The sequence below is a fragment of the Flintibacter sp. HCN-6482 genome, assembly GCF_037892565.1.
Taxonomy (GTDB): Bacteria; Bacillota; Clostridia; order Oscillospirales; family Oscillospiraceae; genus Lawsonibacter; species Lawsonibacter aceti.
Map to the genome: position 1 here is coordinate 85,470 of NZ_JBBKBK010000002.1, position 17,747 is coordinate 103,216.

25 protein-coding genes and 1 tRNA gene are annotated in these 17,747 nt (G+C 53.2%); 19 read left to right on the top strand and 7 right to left on the bottom strand.

All coding sequences use genetic code 11. The features are described 5' to 3' along the window. The first annotated feature begins 79 nt into the window (after nucleotides 1-79). The 6 genes from WKS99_RS05395 (at nucleotide 80) to WKS99_RS05420 (ending at nucleotide 3,959) form a co-directional block, all read left to right on the top strand. Nucleotides 80-478, top strand: a complete 399-nt coding sequence (locus tag WKS99_RS05395; protein ID WP_147571508.1) for a serine proteinase — start codon at nucleotides 80-82, stop codon at nucleotides 476-478. A gap of 98 nt (nucleotides 479-576) precedes the next feature. Continuing rightward, nucleotides 577-771, top strand: coding sequence for a hypothetical protein (locus tag WKS99_RS05400; protein WP_147571506.1), 195 nt, complete (start codon nucleotides 577-579; stop codon nucleotides 769-771). Between the two features lie 119 nt (nucleotides 772-890). Beyond that, a complete protein-coding gene (locus WKS99_RS05405) occupies nucleotides 891-1,238 on the top strand; it encodes an arsenate reductase family protein (protein WP_147571504.1) in 348 nt (115 codons plus the stop codon). 274 nt (nucleotides 1,239-1,512) lie between these two features. After that, nucleotides 1,513-2,649, top strand: coding sequence for a SpoIVB peptidase (gene spoIVB, locus WKS99_RS05410; RefSeq protein ID WP_240288252.1), 1,137 nt, complete (start codon nucleotides 1,513-1,515; stop codon nucleotides 2,647-2,649). Nucleotides 2,650-2,881: 232 nt separating this feature from the next. Next, a complete protein-coding gene (gene spo0A, locus WKS99_RS05415) occupies nucleotides 2,882-3,643 on the top strand; it encodes a sporulation transcription factor Spo0A (RefSeq protein WP_147571502.1) in 762 nt (253 codons plus the stop codon). Between the two features lie 73 nt (nucleotides 3,644-3,716). Continuing rightward, nucleotides 3,717-3,959, top strand: a complete 243-nt coding sequence (locus WKS99_RS05420) for a TIGR03905 family TSCPD domain-containing protein (protein WP_147571500.1) — start codon at nucleotides 3,717-3,719, stop codon at nucleotides 3,957-3,959. A gap of 200 nt (nucleotides 3,960-4,159) precedes the next feature. Here the strand turns inward: WKS99_RS05420 and WKS99_RS05425 are convergent, their stop codons facing one another. Further along, nucleotides 4,160-5,527, bottom strand: a complete 1,368-nt coding sequence (locus WKS99_RS05425) for a D-alanyl-D-alanine carboxypeptidase family protein (RefSeq protein WP_262669687.1) — start codon at nucleotides 5,525-5,527, stop codon at nucleotides 4,160-4,162. Nucleotides 5,528-5,641: 114 nt separating this feature from the next. On the opposite strand from WKS99_RS05425, the gene WKS99_RS05430 reads away from it, so the two are divergent. The 7 genes from WKS99_RS05430 to WKS99_RS05460 all read left to right on the top strand — a co-directional run bounded on the left by WKS99_RS05430 (nucleotide 5,642) and on the right by WKS99_RS05460 (nucleotide 10,815). After that, the gene (locus WKS99_RS05430; RefSeq protein WP_240288248.1) at nucleotides 5,642-6,040 is read left to right on the top strand and encodes a ComEA family DNA-binding protein; all 399 of its coding nucleotides are present in this window, start codon (nucleotides 5,642-5,644) and stop codon (nucleotides 6,038-6,040) included. Between the two features lie 25 nt (nucleotides 6,041-6,065). After that, complete coding sequence (locus WKS99_RS05435; protein ID WP_147571494.1) at nucleotides 6,066-6,770, top strand: response regulator transcription factor; 705 nt, start codon at nucleotides 6,066-6,068, stop codon at nucleotides 6,768-6,770. A gap of 53 nt (nucleotides 6,771-6,823) precedes the next feature. Further along, nucleotides 6,824-8,323, top strand: a complete 1,500-nt coding sequence (locus WKS99_RS05440; RefSeq protein WP_147571492.1) for a sensor histidine kinase — start codon at nucleotides 6,824-6,826, stop codon at nucleotides 8,321-8,323. After that, entirely contained in the window at nucleotides 8,320-8,835 is a 516-nt protein-coding gene (locus WKS99_RS05445) for a GerMN domain-containing protein (protein WP_186851936.1), read from the top strand. Before WKS99_RS05440 ends, WKS99_RS05445 begins: the two co-directional genes overlap by 4 nt. A gap of 89 nt (nucleotides 8,836-8,924) precedes the next feature. Next, on the top strand, nucleotides 8,925-10,208 hold the full coding sequence (locus WKS99_RS05450) for an O-acetylhomoserine aminocarboxypropyltransferase/cysteine synthase family protein (RefSeq protein ID WP_147571487.1): 1,284 nt from the start codon (nucleotides 8,925-8,927) through the stop codon (nucleotides 10,206-10,208). A 55-nt stretch (nucleotides 10,209-10,263) separates the two neighbouring features. Beyond that, nucleotides 10,264-10,656 (top strand): DUF3783 domain-containing protein, encoded by a 393-nt coding sequence (locus WKS99_RS05455; RefSeq protein WP_186851937.1) that lies wholly within the window; start codon nucleotides 10,264-10,266, stop codon nucleotides 10,654-10,656. Between the two features lie 72 nt (nucleotides 10,657-10,728). Beyond that, a tRNA-Leu gene (locus WKS99_RS05460) sits at nucleotides 10,729-10,815 on the top strand. A gap of 133 nt (nucleotides 10,816-10,948) precedes the next feature. Here the strand turns inward: WKS99_RS05460 and WKS99_RS05465 are convergent. From WKS99_RS05465 to WKS99_RS05475, 3 genes are read right to left on the bottom strand one after another with little or no spacing between them, the layout of a single operon-like run. Continuing rightward, nucleotides 10,949-12,067, bottom strand: coding sequence for a tyrosine-type recombinase/integrase (locus tag WKS99_RS05465; protein ID WP_340405464.1), 1,119 nt, complete (start codon nucleotides 12,065-12,067; stop codon nucleotides 10,949-10,951). After that, on the bottom strand, nucleotides 11,988-12,320 hold the full coding sequence (locus WKS99_RS05470) for a hypothetical protein (protein WP_340405465.1): 333 nt from the start codon (nucleotides 12,318-12,320) through the stop codon (nucleotides 11,988-11,990). The genes WKS99_RS05465 and WKS99_RS05470 overlap by 80 nt, the downstream gene beginning before the upstream one ends. Before the next feature lie 3 nt (nucleotides 12,321-12,323). Next, nucleotides 12,324-12,539, bottom strand: coding sequence for an ABC transporter ATP-binding protein (locus WKS99_RS05475; protein WP_340405466.1), 216 nt, complete (start codon nucleotides 12,537-12,539; stop codon nucleotides 12,324-12,326). 331 nt (nucleotides 12,540-12,870) lie between these two features. Here WKS99_RS05475 and WKS99_RS05480 point away from each other — a divergent pair, with 331 nt between their 5' ends. After that, complete coding sequence (locus WKS99_RS05480) at nucleotides 12,871-13,068, top strand: hypothetical protein (RefSeq protein WP_050622681.1); 198 nt, start codon at nucleotides 12,871-12,873, stop codon at nucleotides 13,066-13,068. A 127-nt stretch (nucleotides 13,069-13,195) separates the two neighbouring features. Here the strand turns inward: WKS99_RS05480 and WKS99_RS05485 are convergent, their stop codons facing one another. Continuing rightward, the gene (locus WKS99_RS05485; protein ID WP_340405467.1) at nucleotides 13,196-13,417 is read right to left on the bottom strand and encodes a hypothetical protein; all 222 of its coding nucleotides are present in this window, start codon (nucleotides 13,415-13,417) and stop codon (nucleotides 13,196-13,198) included. 323 nt (nucleotides 13,418-13,740) lie between these two features. Here WKS99_RS05485 and WKS99_RS05490 point away from each other — a divergent pair, with 323 nt between their 5' ends. The 3 genes from WKS99_RS05490 to WKS99_RS05500 all read left to right on the top strand — a co-directional run bounded on the left by WKS99_RS05490 (nucleotide 13,741) and on the right by WKS99_RS05500 (nucleotide 14,729). Continuing rightward, nucleotides 13,741-14,064 (top strand): hypothetical protein, encoded by a 324-nt coding sequence (locus tag WKS99_RS05490; RefSeq protein ID WP_340405468.1) that lies wholly within the window; start codon nucleotides 13,741-13,743, stop codon nucleotides 14,062-14,064. A 68-nt stretch (nucleotides 14,065-14,132) separates the two neighbouring features. Continuing rightward, on the top strand, nucleotides 14,133-14,354 hold the full coding sequence (locus tag WKS99_RS05495) for a hypothetical protein (protein WP_340405469.1): 222 nt from the start codon (nucleotides 14,133-14,135) through the stop codon (nucleotides 14,352-14,354). Between the two features lie 240 nt (nucleotides 14,355-14,594). Next, nucleotides 14,595-14,729: a hypothetical protein gene (locus WKS99_RS05500; RefSeq protein WP_340405470.1), complete on the top strand. Its 135-nt coding sequence runs from the start codon at nucleotides 14,595-14,597 to the stop codon at nucleotides 14,727-14,729. Between the two features lie 112 nt (nucleotides 14,730-14,841). On the opposite strand, the gene WKS99_RS05505 is transcribed toward WKS99_RS05500, so the two are convergent. After that, the gene (locus tag WKS99_RS05505) at nucleotides 14,842-15,042 is read right to left on the bottom strand and encodes a hypothetical protein (protein ID WP_340405471.1); all 201 of its coding nucleotides are present in this window, start codon (nucleotides 15,040-15,042) and stop codon (nucleotides 14,842-14,844) included. A gap of 112 nt (nucleotides 15,043-15,154) precedes the next feature. Next, nucleotides 15,155-15,919, bottom strand: a complete 765-nt coding sequence (locus tag WKS99_RS05510; RefSeq protein WP_340405472.1) for an IclR family transcriptional regulator — start codon at nucleotides 15,917-15,919, stop codon at nucleotides 15,155-15,157. 292 nt (nucleotides 15,920-16,211) lie between these two features. Here WKS99_RS05510 and WKS99_RS05515 point away from each other — a divergent pair, with 292 nt between their 5' ends. Both WKS99_RS05515 and WKS99_RS05520 read left to right on the top strand, forming a co-directional pair. Continuing rightward, nucleotides 16,212-17,210: a hydroxyacid dehydrogenase gene (locus WKS99_RS05515; RefSeq protein ID WP_340405473.1), complete on the top strand. Its 999-nt coding sequence runs from the start codon at nucleotides 16,212-16,214 to the stop codon at nucleotides 17,208-17,210. 18 nt (nucleotides 17,211-17,228) lie between these two features. Then, on the top strand, nucleotides 17,229-17,741 hold the full coding sequence (locus WKS99_RS05520; RefSeq protein WP_340405474.1) for a tripartite tricarboxylate transporter TctB family protein: 513 nt from the start codon (nucleotides 17,229-17,231) through the stop codon (nucleotides 17,739-17,741). Nucleotides 17,742-17,747 lie beyond the last annotated feature (6 nt).

Genomic DNA, 17,747 nt, shown 5'->3' on the forward strand with positions numbered 1-17,747 from the left:
CCTTGCGCTGGAAAACAAAATAGGATAAAATGAAGCCATCAAACGGGCGACCGTATGGAATGAAGGAGGCAATGATACCATGGGATTTTTTGATAATTTCAAGGAAAAGGCCACTGACTTGGCCCAGGCCGGTGTAGCCCAGTCCAAGCGGCTGGCGGAGATCGCCAAGCTAAAGACCGCCAACATGGGCGAGGAGGACACCATCAAAAAGGCGTACATCGAGCTGGGTAAGCTGTACTACGCGGAGAAGGGTGCCGCCCCTGAGGCGGCCTATGCCGCCTCCTGCGAGAAGATCACTGCGGCCAAGGCGGCGATCGAGGCCAACAACGACCGCATCGCCGAGCTGAAGAGTTCTGCCGACGATGAGGTGGAGGTGGTCGCGCGGGTGGAGCCTGTGGAGCGCGCAGCGGAGCCGTCTGCCCATCAGGAAGCGGAGGTTCAGGAAACAGAAGCCCAGGAGAATCCGCCCCAGGAATAACACCGCCGCTAGGGGCCTGCCATGATTTGACATGGCAGGCTCTTTTTCGTATGCTCTCCCCCTTTTTCGGGCAAGCTGTGGGAGAAGGAGGAGAGCTTATGGAGCAATATTACCGTCTGCCACAGGATGTGGTGGGCCACGACCCGGTGCTGCTGTCCTACTGGGACAAGATGCCCCCACGGGCCCGGCTGCGTCTGCTGGAGAGCGATATCAGCGTATCGACCCTGGGAGAGCTGCAAAAGCTGGGGGAAGAGCTGGGACGGGATACGACCGTACCGCCCGAAATGAGGTAAAAAAGGATTTTCATTCCAACTATGATATTTTTCAGCAGAGAACTTCTGGCTGAAATGTTCTCTTTTGGTTGCGCCGCCCTGAGAAACATGATACCATAGGAAAAAAGGAGGCGGCGACCATGCTGTTTGTATGTTACCCCAAATGCACCACCTGCCAGCGGGCCAAAAAATTCCTGGACGACCGGGGCGTGTCCTACACCGAGAGACACATTAAGGAGAATAATCCTACAGCGGAAGAGCTGCGCGGATGGTGGCAGGCCAGCGGCTTGCCATTAAAAAAATTTTTTAATACCTCCGGCCTATTGTACAAGTCTTTGGAACTGAAGGACAAGCTCCCCACCATGACGGAGGAGGATCAGCTGGCACTGCTGGCCACCGACGGAATGCTGGTCAAACGGCCCATCCTGGTGGCGGATGACTTTGTGCTGGTGGGCTTCCGAGAGGCGGAGTGGTCCGCGCGGCTGTAAAAAGCGCCCAGCTTCAGGGAAAGGAAATGGATCGGACAGACTGGAGGGATTCCATTGGGGGTCCTCCAGTCTGTCTTTGCTAAAAAATATTCCTTTGCTGACATTAGGGTCCAGGGTCCTTTTTCCATTGTCCGTCCCAGATAGGACGAAGCGCGGACAGCTGGAAAGGGTGGAAGGTCTACCCTTGATTGAATCTCCCCCGACACGGTCATAATGAGAGGGCGGACGGCTTGAACGTGCCGTCCGCCCTTTCGTTTTTAAGGGGGTGGAACAAATGGAGAAAGGACCAAAACAGAAGGGCGGCCCCGGTATGGCCGGCGCTTTGGCGGGTGTGCTGGGGCTGTGTCTTCTAGCGGCTATCCTGTTGACCGGAGATGGGGGAAGGGCCTCGGAAGCGGCCGCGCCCGCCATGCTGACAATGCCTAGACTGTCCGCCGCCGCTTCCGTGGATACCGAGATTGGCGAACAGGTGATCCCCCTGGGCCGGGCAGTGGGTATCAAGCTTTTTTCTGACGGTGTGCTGGTGGTGGGCCTCTCACCGGTGGAAACAGAGCGGGGCGCCCAATACCCCGGGCGGGATTGCGGCTTGAAGGCGGGAGACGTGATTACCCATATCAATGGGGAAGAGGTGGACACCATCGAAGAAATACAGGAGATGGTGGCACAGCAGCAGGGAGAGCAGCTGACCATTCAGGCGGTCCGGGGCCAGCGGCAGTTGCAGCTGACTACCGCCCCTGTGGCCAACAGTCAGGGGAATTACCAACTGGGCGTCTGGCTGAGAGACTCAATGGCGGGCATCGGAACAGTGACCTTCTATGACCCGGAGACCGGTGTGTTCGCCGCCCTAGGCCATGGCATCAACGACGTGGATACCGCCATGCTTATGCCGCTGGAATCGGGCGCTATCATGGAGGCGACGGTGTCTGATGTGAAAAAAGGGGTCAGCGGCCAGCCCGGTGAACTCCATGGGCAATTTGATTTGACCCGGGACTTGGGAACACTCTACGCCAACACCAATCTGGGTATCTTTGGCCAGTTGGACCAAAACGAGCTGACCCAGGGGTTGGAGCCGGTAGAAGTGGCTGACAGGGAGCAGATCCACACTGGAAAAGCCACGATCCTGTCCAATATCCGGGGGGACAAGGTGGAAGAGTTTGACATCGAGATTACCAAACTCTTTCTGGATGGGGATGGGACCCGTAACCTGATGGTCCAGGTGACCGATCAGGAGCTGCTGGAGACCACCGGCGGCATCGTCCAGGGAATGAGCGGCAGCCCGATCCTGCAGGACGGCAGGCTGGTGGGCGCTGTGACTCACGTCTTGGTCAGCGACCCCCAGCGGGGCTATGGCATCCTGGCGGAAAATATGATCCGACAGGCCGACAGCTGCCGCCAAGCCCAGATGTCTTGAGCCAGGGGCCTCAGGATACCACACCTGAGGCCCTTTTTCTTTCTAATACGACACAAACTTCCACAGATAACATCCAAAATATTCCAAAAATGTCGAAAATTAAAGAAAAGTTCATGGAAAAATATAGAAGAATTGGCTTGAATATGCTGTCTGATTATGCTAGATTATAGGTGGCCGGTCGAAACCCGTCCCAACTGTGGACGAGGACATATGAAGCAGTAGGAGTGATATCATGATGGAAGCAATCAAACGAATATTGATTGCAGACGCTGGAGAGGACTTCCGGCGGGGTCTGGTAGACAGCCTGTCCGGAGAGGCGGATATCCAAGTGGCCGGTCAGACAGGCGATGGGGCTGAGTTAGTCCGTATGGTGAGCGAGCTGATGCCGGACGCGGTGGTGATGGAGATTGTGCTGGCGGGCCTGGACGGCCTGGAGGTGCTGGAACAGCTGAACAAGATGGAGAAACGCCCCAAGATCCTGGTGCTGTCCAATTATACCAGAGGCGGGATCGCGGATGCCGCTGCGGCAAAGGGGGCTGACTATTTTATGGTGAAGCCCTGTCGAAGCAGTGCCCTGTGTGAGCGGATTCGGGACCTCACCGGTGGGACAGCCATAGAAACAGAGGGTGATCGGGGCGTCGATCTGGAGAAGCAGGTCACGGCCATCATCCACGAGGTGGGAGTGCCCGCCCACATCAAAGGCTATCAGTATTTGAGGGAGGCCATCCTGATCGCGGTCCGGGATATGGACGTGATCAATGCGGTGACCAAGGTCCTCTATCCCGAAGTGGCCAAGCGGTTCAATACTACTGCCAGCCGGGTAGAACGGGCAATCCGTCATGCCATCGAGGTGGCGTGGGACCGGGGCGATTTAGAGACGCTGCAGAAATACTTTGGCTATACCGTTTCCAACGCCAAGGGAAAGCCCACCAACAGTGAGTTCATCGCCATGATCGCCGACCGGCTTCAACTGCAGAGAAAACACCAGGCATAACGGATACAGGAGAGAAATACTTGCCTTTTTCCTCCGATTTTGCTATGATAGCGGAGGAAATGGGGTGAACCATATGACGATTAGATACAGACCTAAGGGTGTCTGTTCCCATCTGTTTGAAATAGAGGTAGAGGAGGGACGCATCCTCTCAGTCCGGGTAGAGGGCGGCTGCAGCGGAAATCTGCAGGGCTTGTCCTCACTGCTGCGGGGGATGGAAGTCAAAGAAGCCATAGGGCGGCTGGAGGGCATCCGCTGCGGAGCTAAGAGCACCTCCTGTCCTGACCAGATGGCCCAGGCACTGAAAACTCTCATTTGAGCTGGGTGAGCTCGACATGATGACCATAGATAACAGGCGCGGAAGGGAGCTGTCCTCAGCCCAGCCGTGCCTGTTTTTTTATGTTGGAGCACATGATGTCGCACGGGCGCGAGGTCTGCGGAAAGGGGCGCCCTGACGGGTGGACCGGGACCTGGTCAAACTAGCTGACAGGTCCCGCTCTATCCCACTGGAGGAGAAGGTTATTTTCGAATGCCCCGATAATTGCTCCGGGAGCGGGCGCCGGTGCCGGAGCGATACCGCCGCTTCTTGCGGAAGACCAGCAGCCTCAGCAGGATAAAGGCGGCCAGCAGCAGAACGACAGCCAGGACGATCTGGACCCAGGTATCCTGGAAGAAGGAGATGAACTGCTCCTTTTTATACAACAGCTCGGACCGTTCCACGGAATTGACCGCTACCAGGTCCAGCTTGCCGTATACCTCGCCCTCATAGGACAGAGTCATAACGCCGAGCACCTGGCCCTCCTCCACCGGGGCCTCCACCTCCTGGGAAAAGAGGGCAATCCTAGTTTCAATGGCGTCCAGATCCATGTCCTTGGGGAGCGTGCGGGTGATGGAGCCCTGAGGCTTGACATTGACCTCGTCCGCCTGGCGGGACATGGTGACCGCCACCTTGTCCACAGGCTCGGTCCCCTTGGTGATGGTGACGCGTTCAAAATTGTTGAAGCCGTATTCCAGCAGCCGTTTGCTCTCTACCAACTGTCCCTGGCGCAAGTCCTCATAGCCCTCCTGCTCCATGGGGCCGGAGCCCAGCACCACCGAAATGAGCAGAGTGTCCCCGTCCTCGGCGGCGGCGATGAGGCAGCGGCCAGCCTCGTCCGTGTTGCCTGTCTTGCCGCCGATACACTTGTCATAGACATAGCCGGAGTACCAGAGGTTGGAAATCAGTCCGTTGGTGTTGTAGAAATACCGCTCCGCCGACAGATTGGTGGCGGGTACAGTGTAAGCGGCAGTCTTGATGATGGTGCGGAACAGGTCGTATTCCAAGGCCGCCTGGAAGATCAGGGCCAGGTCATAGGCTGTGGAGTAGTGGTCCTCGCTGTGCATGCCGGCTGTGTTGGTGAAATGGGTGTTCTGACAACCCAGTTCCCCGGCCTTTCGGTTCATATGGGCTACGAAATCCTCGATGGTACCATCTACTTCTACCGCCAATACATTGGCGGCGTCGGCGGCGGAGGGGAGCATGACACAGTAGAGCAGGTCCTCCACCGACATGACCTCGCCCTCCTTCAAGCTGGCCACCACATAGCCGGCGCCGGAGGGGATATCCTGCATCCGGGTAGGGCCGGCGGTGACCATGGTAGAGGGAGAGAGCTGACCGTTCTCAATGGCTTCCAGCACCAGAAGGGCGGTCATGACCTTGGTAGTGCTGGCGGGATAGGCCTTCTCATAGGCCCCCTTGTCGTACAGTACCTCGTTGTAATTGGCATCCAGCAGTACCGCGTTGGTGCAAAACAGGTCAGGCTCCTCCAGGGCAGCGGCTGGGGCGGTGAACAAAGTCAGTACCATGGGGAACAGCAGAAGTAGAGAGAGAAAGCGATATTTTTTCATAGGAAATTCTCCGTATGTATGATATACTAATTTTATATCCGTTCATCTGGCAAAGTCGGATAGCAGTATTATAGCAAAAGCAGCGGCAGTCCGCAAGCGGCAGGGGGGAGAAAGATGAGAGATATATCCCGCTTCGATAAGGTGATACTGCTGCTAACCGCGGGGTTTGTGCTGTTCACTGGGGGCTGGTTCCTGGCCCAGAGGAGTGCGGCCCAGCCCTATCAGGTGACTGCCGCCCGGAACGACCGGGAGGAGCCCCAGGAGACGGAAAAGGGATCTTCCTCCTTCGGGGGGAGGCCGGACAGCCTTCTGCCCGGGGAGAAGATCAATCTCAATACCGCGGACCAGTATGATTTGCGGCGCCTGCCGGGCATTGGGGAGAAGCGGGCCCAGGACATTGTAGACTACCGAGAGGCGCACGGGCCCTTCCAGTCGGTGGACGAGCTGGACAATGTGTCCGGGATCGGACCAGGTATCCTGGATGGGCTGCGGGAGTATGCCTGTGTGGGCTAGGACAGGGAATAAGGAGTTTTTATCCATGGCGAAAATATTAGTAGTAGACGACGAGCAGGTACTGGTCAAGGGCATCAAATTCAACTTGGAGCACGAGGGCTACCAGGTGGAGGTGGGCTACGATGGGGAGCAGGCGGTTGAGCTGGCCCGGGAGGGGAGCTTTGACCTGATCCTGCTGGACCTGATGATGCCCAAGATTGATGGCCTTCAGGCTTGTATGCGTATCCGGGAGTTCTCCAATGTGCCCGTCATCATGCTGACGGCTAAGGGGGAGGACGCGGACAAGCTCATGGGATTTGAGAGCGGGGCGGACGACTACATCACCAAGCCCTTCAACATCCTGGAGCTGAAGGCGCGGGTGAGGGCGCTCCTCCGCCGTTCCGGCGCCGCCGGACAGAAGCAGTCGGGCGGCGTTCTGTCCATAGGCCACATTCGGCTGGATACCGGGGAGCGGGCAGCCTGGAAGGGGGACAAGATGGTGGAGCTCACCGCCAAGGAGTTCGACCTGATGGAGCTGCTCATGCGCAATCCAGGCCGGGTGTACAGTCGGGAAAATCTGCTCAATGTGGTCTGGGGCTATGAGTATATTGGAGATTACCGCACAGTGGATGTCCACGTCCGCCGGCTCCGGGAGAAGCTGGAGCTGGACCCGGCCAACCCGGAGTATATCCGTACCAAGTGGGGCGTGGGCTACTTTCTGTCTAACCGGCCGGAGGAGCGGGAGCGTTAAGCGCAGGCCTCGAGTGGGTGTGGGCGGACAGACTAAGGAAGGAGGGAGACAAAATGGCGGGGCCGCAGCAGAAGAAGCCGGGCAAGACTGTGCCGTTTTTTGCCTCTCTTCAGGTCAAGTATGCCATGAGCTACCTGGTCATTTTCGCCGTGGTGCTGGTGCTGCTGAATACCTATCCGGTCATCGCCTCCCAAGATCTCCTCTTTACCTCCAAACGGGACTCGCTGAAGAGCCAGACGGCGGTGATGGCCTCCGCTCTCATGGAGCTGGAGTCTCTCTCCGCCGACCAGGTGGCCAGGGTAATGAATATGCTGGACAACATGGGGCTGTCCCGTATCCTGGTTACTGATCCGGCAGGTCTGATCCTCTATGACAGCCTGGAGGCGGGGGAGAAGGACCAGGAGAACCAGGAGGAGCCAGAGGAACCACACTACCGGTATGCCCTCTACCAGGAGGTGGTGGGGGCGCTGCGGGGGAAGGATGTGTTCTACTCCCGCTATGAGAACGATGTGTTTACCTCAACCGCCGCCTCCCCCATCGTCTACCGGGGCATGATCATCGGTTCCATCTATATTCTGGAGGTAGACGCGGCCCAGGGGCAGCTTTTGAGCAGCCTACAGCAGAACCTGCGCACCATTTCACTGGTCATCGCCGCGGCCACCCTGGTCATGTCCACATTTTTCTCCAAGATGCTTACCGCCCGGATCGCCGCCCTCCTGCGGGCCATCCGCATTGTGGGCGAAGGGGAGTACGGCCACCGGCTTCAGATCGAGGGGCGGGACGAGATGGCCCAGATGGCTGAGGAGTTCAACCAGCTGACCGACCGGCTCCAGACCACGGAGGAGGTCCGCCGCCGTTTTGTGTCTGACGCCAGCCATGAATTGAAAACACCGCTGGCCTCCATCCGTCTACTGGCGGATTCCATCCTCCAGAACGACCAGATTGACCGTGACACAGCAAGGGAGTTTGTCTCTGATATCGGCGCGGAGGCAGACCGACTGACCCGCATCACTGAGCATTTACTGGCATTGACCAGGTTGGACAGCCTGCCTGCTGGACAGACTGAGCCAGTGGACCTGTCCCAAGTGGCAGACCGGGCGGTGTCTATGCTCCTTCCTGTGGCTGACGCTGCCGGTGTGACCATCGAGAAGGACCTGAAGGCGGACTGTGTGGTCCGAAGCACAGGGGACGACCTGTATCAAATCTGTTTCAATCTGATCGAAAATGCCGTGAAATACAATTTCCCAGGCGGTAAGGTCTTTGTGTCAGTCTACCGGGACACAGACCAGGTCCTGCTTGAGGTGGGGGATACGGGGGTAGGTATCCCGGAGGAGGACCTGCCCAAGATATTCAACCGCTTCTACCGGGTGGATAAGGCCCGTTCCCGGGCGGCCGGCGGGACCGGACTGGGCCTGTCCATCGCACGGGACACGGTCCGCCGTCACGGGGGCTGGATTACTGCTAGGCCCCGCCACCCAGAGGGGACCCTCTTTACCGTGGGATTCCCCCAGTATACCGCCCAGCCGGACCGGGACGAGGAGGGAGAAGGATGAGAAGGACCCTCGCTCTGGCTTTGGTACTCCTTCTTGCTTTGCGCCTGCTGCCGGGCTGCGGGAGCGGCGGGGAAGAGAAGGGAGAGTATGAGCTCTATTTCGCCGTGAGCAGTGGGGTAGGACACGGGCCGGCACTGGATACCCAGCCCCTGGACTGGCCGGAGGACCGTGGACGGCCCACCCCGGAAGACTTGCTTCTGGCTCTGCTGTCTGGTCCCTCACAGGAGGGACTGCGCTCCCCATTCCCCAGAGGAGTAGCTCTGCGCTCCTGGGAGCGGGAGGGTGAAACGGTCACTGTCTATCTGTCAGAGCAATACGGGGGACTGACCGATATGGCCCTGACGCTTGCCGACTACTGCATCGTCCTTACCCTGTCACAATTAGAGGGCGTAGAGTGGGTAGAGATACGTTCAGAGGGTCACACCTCCAGCTACCGTAGCCACCAGCTCCTTCAGGCTGGGGAGGCGGTACTGACCGAAGAACTGATGGAGGGGGCCGATTCGGCTACTTGACAAATCGCGGACGGGAGGGTAAGCTTAACTATCCCCCAGATGTTGGGGCGGTCCTGTCCGCCATGCCCCATAAGAAAGAAGGAAATTTTATGAGTGATTATCAAATCAATACCAAGTGTGTCCAGGGCGGCTATACCCCTGGAAACGGAGAGCCCCGGCAGATCCCCATTGTCCAGTCTACTACTTTTAAGTACGCCACCAGCGAGGACATGGGCAAGCTCTTTGACCTGGAGGCCAGTGGTTATTTTTATACTCGGCTGCAAAACCCGACCAACGACTATGTTGCCGCCAAGATCTGTGAGCTGGAGGGGGGAACTGCCGCCATGCTCACCTCCTCTGGTCAGGCGGCCAACTTCTACGCCATCTTCAATATCGCCAACTGCGGCGACCATATCGTTGCCTCCTCCACCATCTATGGCGGTACCTATAACCTGTTCCACGTAACTATGCGGAAGATGGGCATTGACTTTACCTTTGTAGAGCCAGACTGCTCTGACGAGGAGTTGGAGGCCGCCTTCCGGCCCAATACCAAAGCAGTGTTCGGCGAGACTATCGCCAATCCCGCCCTCACCGTGCTGGACATCCAGCGGTTCGCCAAGGCGGCCCATGCCCACGGTGTGCCCCTCATCATGGATAACACCTTCGCCACTCCAGTCAACTGCCGCCCCTTCGAGTGGGGGTGTGACATCGTCACCCACTCTACCACCAAGTATATGGACGGCCACGGAGCGGCTGTGGGCGGCGCCATTGTGGACAGCGGCAATTTTGACTGGATGGCCCACGCTGAGAAGTTCCCTGGCCTGACCACCCCGGACGACAGCTACCACGGCATCACCTACGCCGAGAAGTTCGGGCAGGCAGGCGCGTTTATTACCAAGTGTACCGCCCAGCTGATGCGGGACTTTGGCTCCATCCAGTCCCCCCAGAACGCCTTCCTGCTGAATCTGGGATTGGAGAGCCTCCACGTCCGTATGGCCCGCCACTGTGAGAACGGTCTGGCTGTGGCCAGGTTTTTGAAGGACCACCCCAAGGTCAGCTTTGTCACCTACCCCGGCCTAGAGGGGGACAAGTATTATGAGGTCGCCAAAAAGTACATGCCCAACGGGACCTGCGGTGTGGTATCCTTCGGAGTCAAGGGCGGACGCAAGGCGGCTGAAACCTTTATGAAGCACCTGAAGCTGGCTGCCATCGAGACCCATGTGGCTGACGCCCGGACCTGCTGCCTCCATCCCGCCTCCGCCACCCACCGGCAGATGAACGACCAGGAGCTGGCCGCCGCTGGGATCACCCCGGACCTGGTGCGGATGTCCTGCGGCATCGAGGACGCGGCCGACCTGATCGCTGACATCGAGCAGGCCCTGGAGGCAGTCTGAATCAGAAACGACCCGGCGCGGCGAACCCCGTGCCGGCATGGAAAGGATTTTTGATATGAAGCGTGTAGGAAACGCAGGTACTATCCTGATGTACAACCTCTCCGGACCGGAGTTTTCTAAGCTGCGGCAGATTTTCGCCATGCTGCGGCTGCGGATGCGGGTAGTAGAGCCGGACCGTTACCACATAGCTCTGTCTGATCTGGCTGCTGGTAGAGGAGAGGGCGGAGAAATGAGTGAGGCGCTTCCAGAAGCTATGCTGGTTTTTTGCGGACTGAACAACGCTCTGCTCAACCAGGTGCTGGAGGTTATCCGTCTGGCAAAGCTGCCTCCGATCCCTCTGAAGGCTGTTCTGACTGCTTCCAATCAGGAGTGGGATACCCACCAGCTCTATGAGGAACTGAAGAAGGAGCGGGAGGCCATTGCTGCCCAGAAGGCGGAAAAGGACTAAAGTGGGAAAAATCCCGTTGACAAATCTCCGCTGGGACAGTATAATAATCAAGCGGTCGTTGGACCGCTCTTTGCGGCTGTGCTGGAATTGGTAGACTGGCAAGCTTGAGGTGCTTGTGTCCGTATGGGCGTACGGGTTCGACTCCCGTCAGCCGCACCACCTTCTAAACCTCGGAATCCCTTGTAAATCAAGGCTTCCGGGGTTTTACTTTTTCTTGCACTAGGTGATTTGTCCGTTGTTTGTCCGTTATGGATTGAAAAAGCTGCCTCCGATGATGGGAGACAGCTTCTTTTTATGCCTGTTTCTTGGTAAGAAGGTCAGCCACAGCTTCGCTCGCTCTGGCCTGTGCCTCCTCGAAAGTGTGGGCATAGATATTGAGCGTAGTTGTCACTTGGGAGTGACCCAGGGAGGCGGATACTGTTTTGACATCCACGCCGCTGTTAATCAGCAGGGAGGCATTCAAGTGACGGAATGCGTGGATACCTAGAAATCGCTGTCCTGTATCCTCACAGAAGCGCCGGAGCCAGTGATAGGGCGTATTGGGATGGATAGGCTCCCCTGTATCACCCACAAACAGGCGGCCGGAATTATGCCACTGATCTCCCAGCCGAAGCCTGTCTTGTGTCTGCTCAATCTGCAATCGCTTTAATACATTGAAAACTGGAGCCGGGAGCTTCAAAGTACGGTGGCTCTTTTCAGTTTTGGTATCGTCCGTAAATGTGCCACGCCCTGGTAAATATTGAGAAGTCCGCCGTATTTTCACCACTTTAGCCTGAAAGTCTATATCTTCCCATTCCAGCCCCAACAACTCTCCACGCCGAAACCCACCATAGATCGCCAGAACAAAGAAAGCTTTGTATTTGGTGGGAGCATGGTTCAAGCTATCCAAAAATGCTTGTGCCTCCTCGACAGTATAACATTCCCGCTCCGGGGCCTCTCCGCTAGGGATTACTACCCGTTTGCATGGATTGGAGGAAATCATCTCAAACCGAAAGGCGTAGTCCAAAACAGACGACACAAAGGAGAGATAGTGTTGGATAGACTTTGGGGATAATTTTCCGTTGCTCCGTTGAATGGTAAACAGATCCTTTGTGGACCTTTCCAGAGCCGTGGAAATCTTCTCCGCTGTGGTTAGGGTTACTCCCTCCCCCCGACACATAGACGATATAGTGGAGCGGGAAACGCCGCTGGTCTCTGCTAGGTCCTTTTGAGTTCTACCCTTCAATATGGCGGATAAGTCGTCCTTCGGTTTTGCAAGGTCCCTCTTTGCGCTGATTCCATCTTCCCCCAGGTTATCAATAAATCGCTGGATGTGGCGTGCGGTCAGCTTGTCAATGCGGATGTGTATAGGTCCGCTCCTCCAACTGGTGGAGCCGTGCAACGGTACGGGGGCGGAGATTTGGCTCTGCATATTCTTTGAACCACTGTTCCGCAAAGGTCTGAAATTTGACATTTCCGTTACCCATCCCCTGGGCCGAACACTTTTCATCAAAGAGGACCGCTTGCCGATTTAGCTCCTTCTCAATCTGCTTCTCTGTCATACCTGGCTTCGGTTTCCACGTCATGGAGCGCATCACTTGTCGGCCCGATGTGTCATAGCCACATGAGGCCCGAATAAGGTAGCTTGTTCCCGTCTTGCCCTCTCGCTTCTTAATCGTGGCCACAGGTCATTCCTCCTTATTGGGCCCCGCAGGAGCGCCGTTGTCCCGCTCCATAGTCTCCGCTATGGCCCGGTTCACAAAACCGTTTACGCTCTCCCCACGGGCCTCTGCGTGGGCCTTGATAGTGTTCTTTTGGCCTTTTTCCATGCGGACCTTTATTTCATCATAGTTTTCCTTCATGTATTTACTAACGGCCCTCTGTTGGGCTTTCGATGCTGGCATGATCTCACCTCCTGGGGCCCCTCAAAATAAGGATACCCTTTCCATTATGGTCCTATTATAGCACTTTTATATATTGGGTACAATATACACTTTGCACATATATTGGGTACGATATTTGTTATACCTGTCTATTGATATATCGGGTACGATATAGTATAATTCATAGTGTCAAGAGGGACAGGCCAGACGCACCGAAGAAAATAGGAGCTAGGCAAGAGCGGGCAATCGGCCAACGGAGCGATTCATCGTAGACCAGCCCAACCCGCCGCCTCTGCGAGTATCTTGACAGCCGAATACCGACACCGTATAATCTGAACAAGGAGTGATGATGATGGTAGACAAGGAGTTGCTAGAGGCCATCGGCCAGATGATGGATGAAAAATTCGATCAGAAATTACAACCCATCATTGATCGACTGGACAAGCTGGAGGAATCCAATGAGGAAGTCCGTGATGGAGTAAACGCCCTTCTGGAATGGGCAGAGGAGTGTGGGAATGTGATCAAGTTCCCGCTTCCAAAAGTAAAGTAAGTACACAAATTAGGCGGTGCCGGTGTTCGGTGCCGTCTTTTATTTTGCGAGGGTAAGTGTATGCCCTCGCTTTTTCATGTGTTCAATTTCGACGAGCAGGACGGCCCAGGCAGCAAAAAGGCGGGGGTTAGTCCCCGCCCTCTTGCTTGTCCCGCTCCATCCGCTGATCTACTGCATTGATGATATATTGATTCATGCTCTCGCCAGCGGTGGCAGCAGCAGCCTTGATTTCATCCTTTTTCCCCTTTGCCATAGCAATAGAAACACGGTCAAGGTTTGCTGCGTCCCATTTCCTATTATTTCGCTTTTTCGCCTCCGTGTACTTTGGAGCTTTTCTTTCGTCCTCCATGTGTTCCTCCTCTCTAGGAGTACCCTAAAATGGGGCATACCTCCTCCGGTGTGATCCCATTATACCCCTAGAATCAATACTTAACAAGTGCCGAATTACAAAAAAGCACTTAATAATATGTGTAATATTCCATCTTGCGAGCGCACTGATTAAGTGCTATAATATAATTACAGCAAGAGGGAACACCCCAGGGACAAGCGAAGGTCGGGGAACCAATATGAACGACAACGTAAGAGCTGGACCGGATAGAAGCCACACAGAAAGGTAAGTAAGACTTAAGAGCCGCCAGCCGCTTGACCCGCAAACACAAGGAGGTAAATACGATGAGCACCACAGAGTTAGAGAGCAAATGCCGGGAGCTGCGCCAGCTACAAGCCCTGATTACAGAGGCGGAGGAAGAAGCGGAATCTATCAAGGATGCTATAAAGGCGTTTATGGGCGATTCTGAGGCCGTGAGAGCGGGGGAGTATGGTGACATGGAAGTCTGTAAAAACCGCCAGAATCGACACCAGGGCCCTTTCTGTTGCCCTTCCAGATGTGGCGAAAGCATTTACCAGAGAAACCACCACGAGAAGACTCTGCGTGGCATAAGGAAAGCCCCCTTATCCGAAGCGCCGACCAAGCTATACGGATATAGGAGCCTGTAACCCCGGAGGGGGCTATAGTGATAGCTTACCACAGTCCCCTCTAGAAATCAACTGAAAGAGGATATATGATGGAAGTAAGAAAGATTGATATGGACGGCGCACGATTTTCTCTTAAAGCAATCTCAACGACCTTTGGCTTAATTATGGAAGATATGGAGCAAGAACACCAAGACGCAAAAGACTATGAAGTGTGCTTTTATGCACGCACGGAGGATGTATATATACCAGCCCTCAACCTTGTACTCTGTTCCCTCCAGGATCTGCTAGAAAAGATGGAGACGGCGGTATGAACCAGAAAGAACTATTGAGATTCGAGATCGAATGCGTCCTGAATAGGAACAATACAGAGAAATTTATGCGCCATATCCTGACAGTGGCACTTGCTTACGAGAGAGCGTTGAGGGAGGCGGAGCATCGTGGATAATCCGATTATATTCCCTGTCACGGTGGAAAAGTTTATCAGCTACCCAAAGGGGCTTGCCGTGCATGGATAATGGAAGCCTGGAGGCAAGGAAAGGAGGCCGCACAGCATGACTAAAAAAGAGCGCCGCCAGAGGGCGGAGAGAGTCCGCCGGGAGCGGGAAAAGGAGGCCCAGATAGAAGCCCTCCGCCAAATCAGAGGGATAACCCCCAGGCCACGCCGGGGGAACGCTTGGAGGCCGTGAAACTGCTGCTAAAGCTGGAATAACGTGATGAAGGAGGGAACTGCCCACACGGGCTTCCCCCCTTTTTCTGTATAACGTCTCAGAGTTGGAAAAAGTTCCCCTCACCGGTCCCTTAGGTGGTGTTTTCCTGGGGGGGATGGGGGGTAATCTTTCTTTTCCAATATTCCCCTTTATCAGTTAACTCTCCAGTTTCTCTGTCATGCATTGCATTGTGTTCTTCACCTGATAGGGCAATCAGATTCCACTCACACCACTGGTATTCTGGGTACTGTTCCACCGGCCAAACATGGTGTGCTGTTGTTGCCTCTACCATCCGCCCATACCTCTTGCTCTCTCTACAGCGATATCTATCTCTTCGCAATATCTTTTCTCTTAATCGCTTCCAGCGCCTTGATTTACAATATAATCTATTAGCCCGAGTTGACTTAAAGACCTATATCGTTTTGAATTTGTTTTTTAACATCGAAGAGTAGTGGAAGAAGCTCTTGAATATGACCTTCTGTCATCAGAGATTTTAATGAAGAAAGCGTAATAGCATAATGTGCGTCATTGTAACGGTCATAAAGAGATACAGCGACACAAGAATAACCCAAAGTATTCTCTTCGCTTTCTGTGGCATACTGACGCTTTTGGAAAATCTGCAGTTCGCTTTCTAGCCGATCAAAGGTGGTAATGGTATACGGAGTAATGGGAGTTTTATCTGCGATCTCCCAATAATTTTCCCAGGCTTGTGGTCCTTGTGAGGCTAAAATAATTTTTCCACCAGCAGAAGTGTGAAGGGGGCGACGCATCCCGATATTAACAGTACTCCGATAATTATGATTGGGTGGCTCTATACGGTCAAGATATACTGTGTTAGTGTTGTCCTGAATAACAAAGTGGACAATTTCACGAACCGACATGGAGAGAGCCCGAAGATGGGGGAGGACAATAGGGAGAACGCTAACATTGTTGATGATTTTTTGTGACAGATTGCAAAATTTGAAGGTGAGCCTATAAGAGCCAGAAGAAGTTTGAACAGCATAGCCTCTGGCTTTTAAAGAGGCAAGCATTCGATGTACTGTACTTTTATGGAGACCTGTAATAGAGCATACTTGAGAGATCGAAAGCTCATTTCCGTGATTAGATAGTGCTTCAACAATATCGAATACGCGGTCAAGAGATTGAACAGTTGCTCCAGGCTGATTCATAACTACCTCCAGGAATAGAAAGGTGATTTTAAATCATGTTTCAAAACAGCATTTCTTATTATAAAACAATGAATCAAAAAAAGCAAATAAAATTTGAAAGATGAGTCAATATAGCGAAGAGTTGCTAAAATTTATTCGGCAAAATAGACTAAATTACAATTAAATCTTTGTCAATGAATACATAGAGAATTACATTGACAAAATGAATGATATGCTAGTAACATAATAATAGAAAAATGAAACTAAGTTTTATATTATGAAACATCAAAATGAAAGGAGGATAAATTTTAGAGTGAGCTATAAGGTAATTATTACGCCGCGGCAGCTATGTGATGAAGCAATGAAGACATTAGCTAGCCAGGCAGAGTATAGAATAGTAGAAAAAGTCGATGCCTGTAACTTTTTATCTGAACTCCAATGGGCAGATGCCTTAATGCTCAAGGAGGGAAATATTAAGCGCGAAGATATGGTGGGTTGCCCGAATTTAAAGGTAATTGCAAGACATGGAGTAGGGTTTGATACTGTTGATGTAAAATCGGCGGCGGAGTTGGGAATCCCAGTTGTTATTACTCCAGGAGCAAATGCACGTTCTGTTGCAGAGCATACTGTAGCGATGATATTAGCCCTCACAAAAAATATGATTGTTTGTCACAACGAGACAGTACGCGGCAACTGGGATATTAGACAAGAGTTTCGTTCTTTCGAATTTGAAGGGAAACTTGTTGGATTAATTGGAGTTGGGAATATTGGACGCATGGTAGCTAAGATGTGTATTGGACTGGGATTTCAGGTAGAGGCCTATGATCCATTTGTGCCGACATCAAAACTGGAAGAAGCAGGGTATAAATCTTGCCATACGATGGAGGAAGTGCTCAGTACAGCAGATATAGTCTCCGTTCATGTTCCATACAACGAACAAACGAAAAATCTAATCTCAACGTCACAATTAAATATGATGAAGCCAGATGCAATCTTGGTAAACTGTGCTCGAGGCGGTATTGTTAATGAAGATGATTTGGCCCAAGCCCTATGGGATGGTGTAATTGGTGGAGCTGGTTTGGATGTGTTTGTAGGTGAAAAATTGGCGACAGATAGTCCTCTAGCGAAGGCCCCTCATCTGATTTGTACGCCTCATATGGCGGCACAGACAAGCCGAGCGGTGGAACAGATCTGTACGATGATGATTACAGGAATGATGACCATACTCCATGGCCAAAAATGGCCTTTTGTAGCAGATCGGTCAGTATATGACCACCCTTATTGGAAAGATCGGCCGTGGGCAAGTCTTTAAGAAATGGAGGAGAAGTGGATGAAAAAATGTGTGAGAGATTTATTTGCTGGAATAGTATTTGTACTGCTCAGTGTCGTGTATTATGTTGCATCACACGGTATACAGTCATTTGGCAATAACAGTGATTTTATAAGTGCCAAGACAATTCCAACAGTATGGGCAATACTTATGCTGGTTTTGGCATTTATTTTGATTGTTCGAAGCCTTTTTGAAATGAAGCGGTTAAAAGTATCAGGGGAAGAACTTTGGACAGGAAGGAGCGTGAAAAGCTGGTTTACAGATCACTACACTGTCTTGGGAACATTTATTCTCTTGTTTGCCTATGCTTTGGTTCTCCGCCCTGTAGGATATCTGCTTACGACTTTTATATATCTAATTATTCAGATTATACTTTTAACTGAGCAAAAGAAAATTAATAAGAAATTGGTTGTTAAAGCACTGATTTTATCTGTAGTTTTTTCTATATTGTCAGATTATTTGTTTGTAAAATTGCTGTCAGTACCTCTTCCGAGTGGTATCCTTGGATTTTAAGAAGGG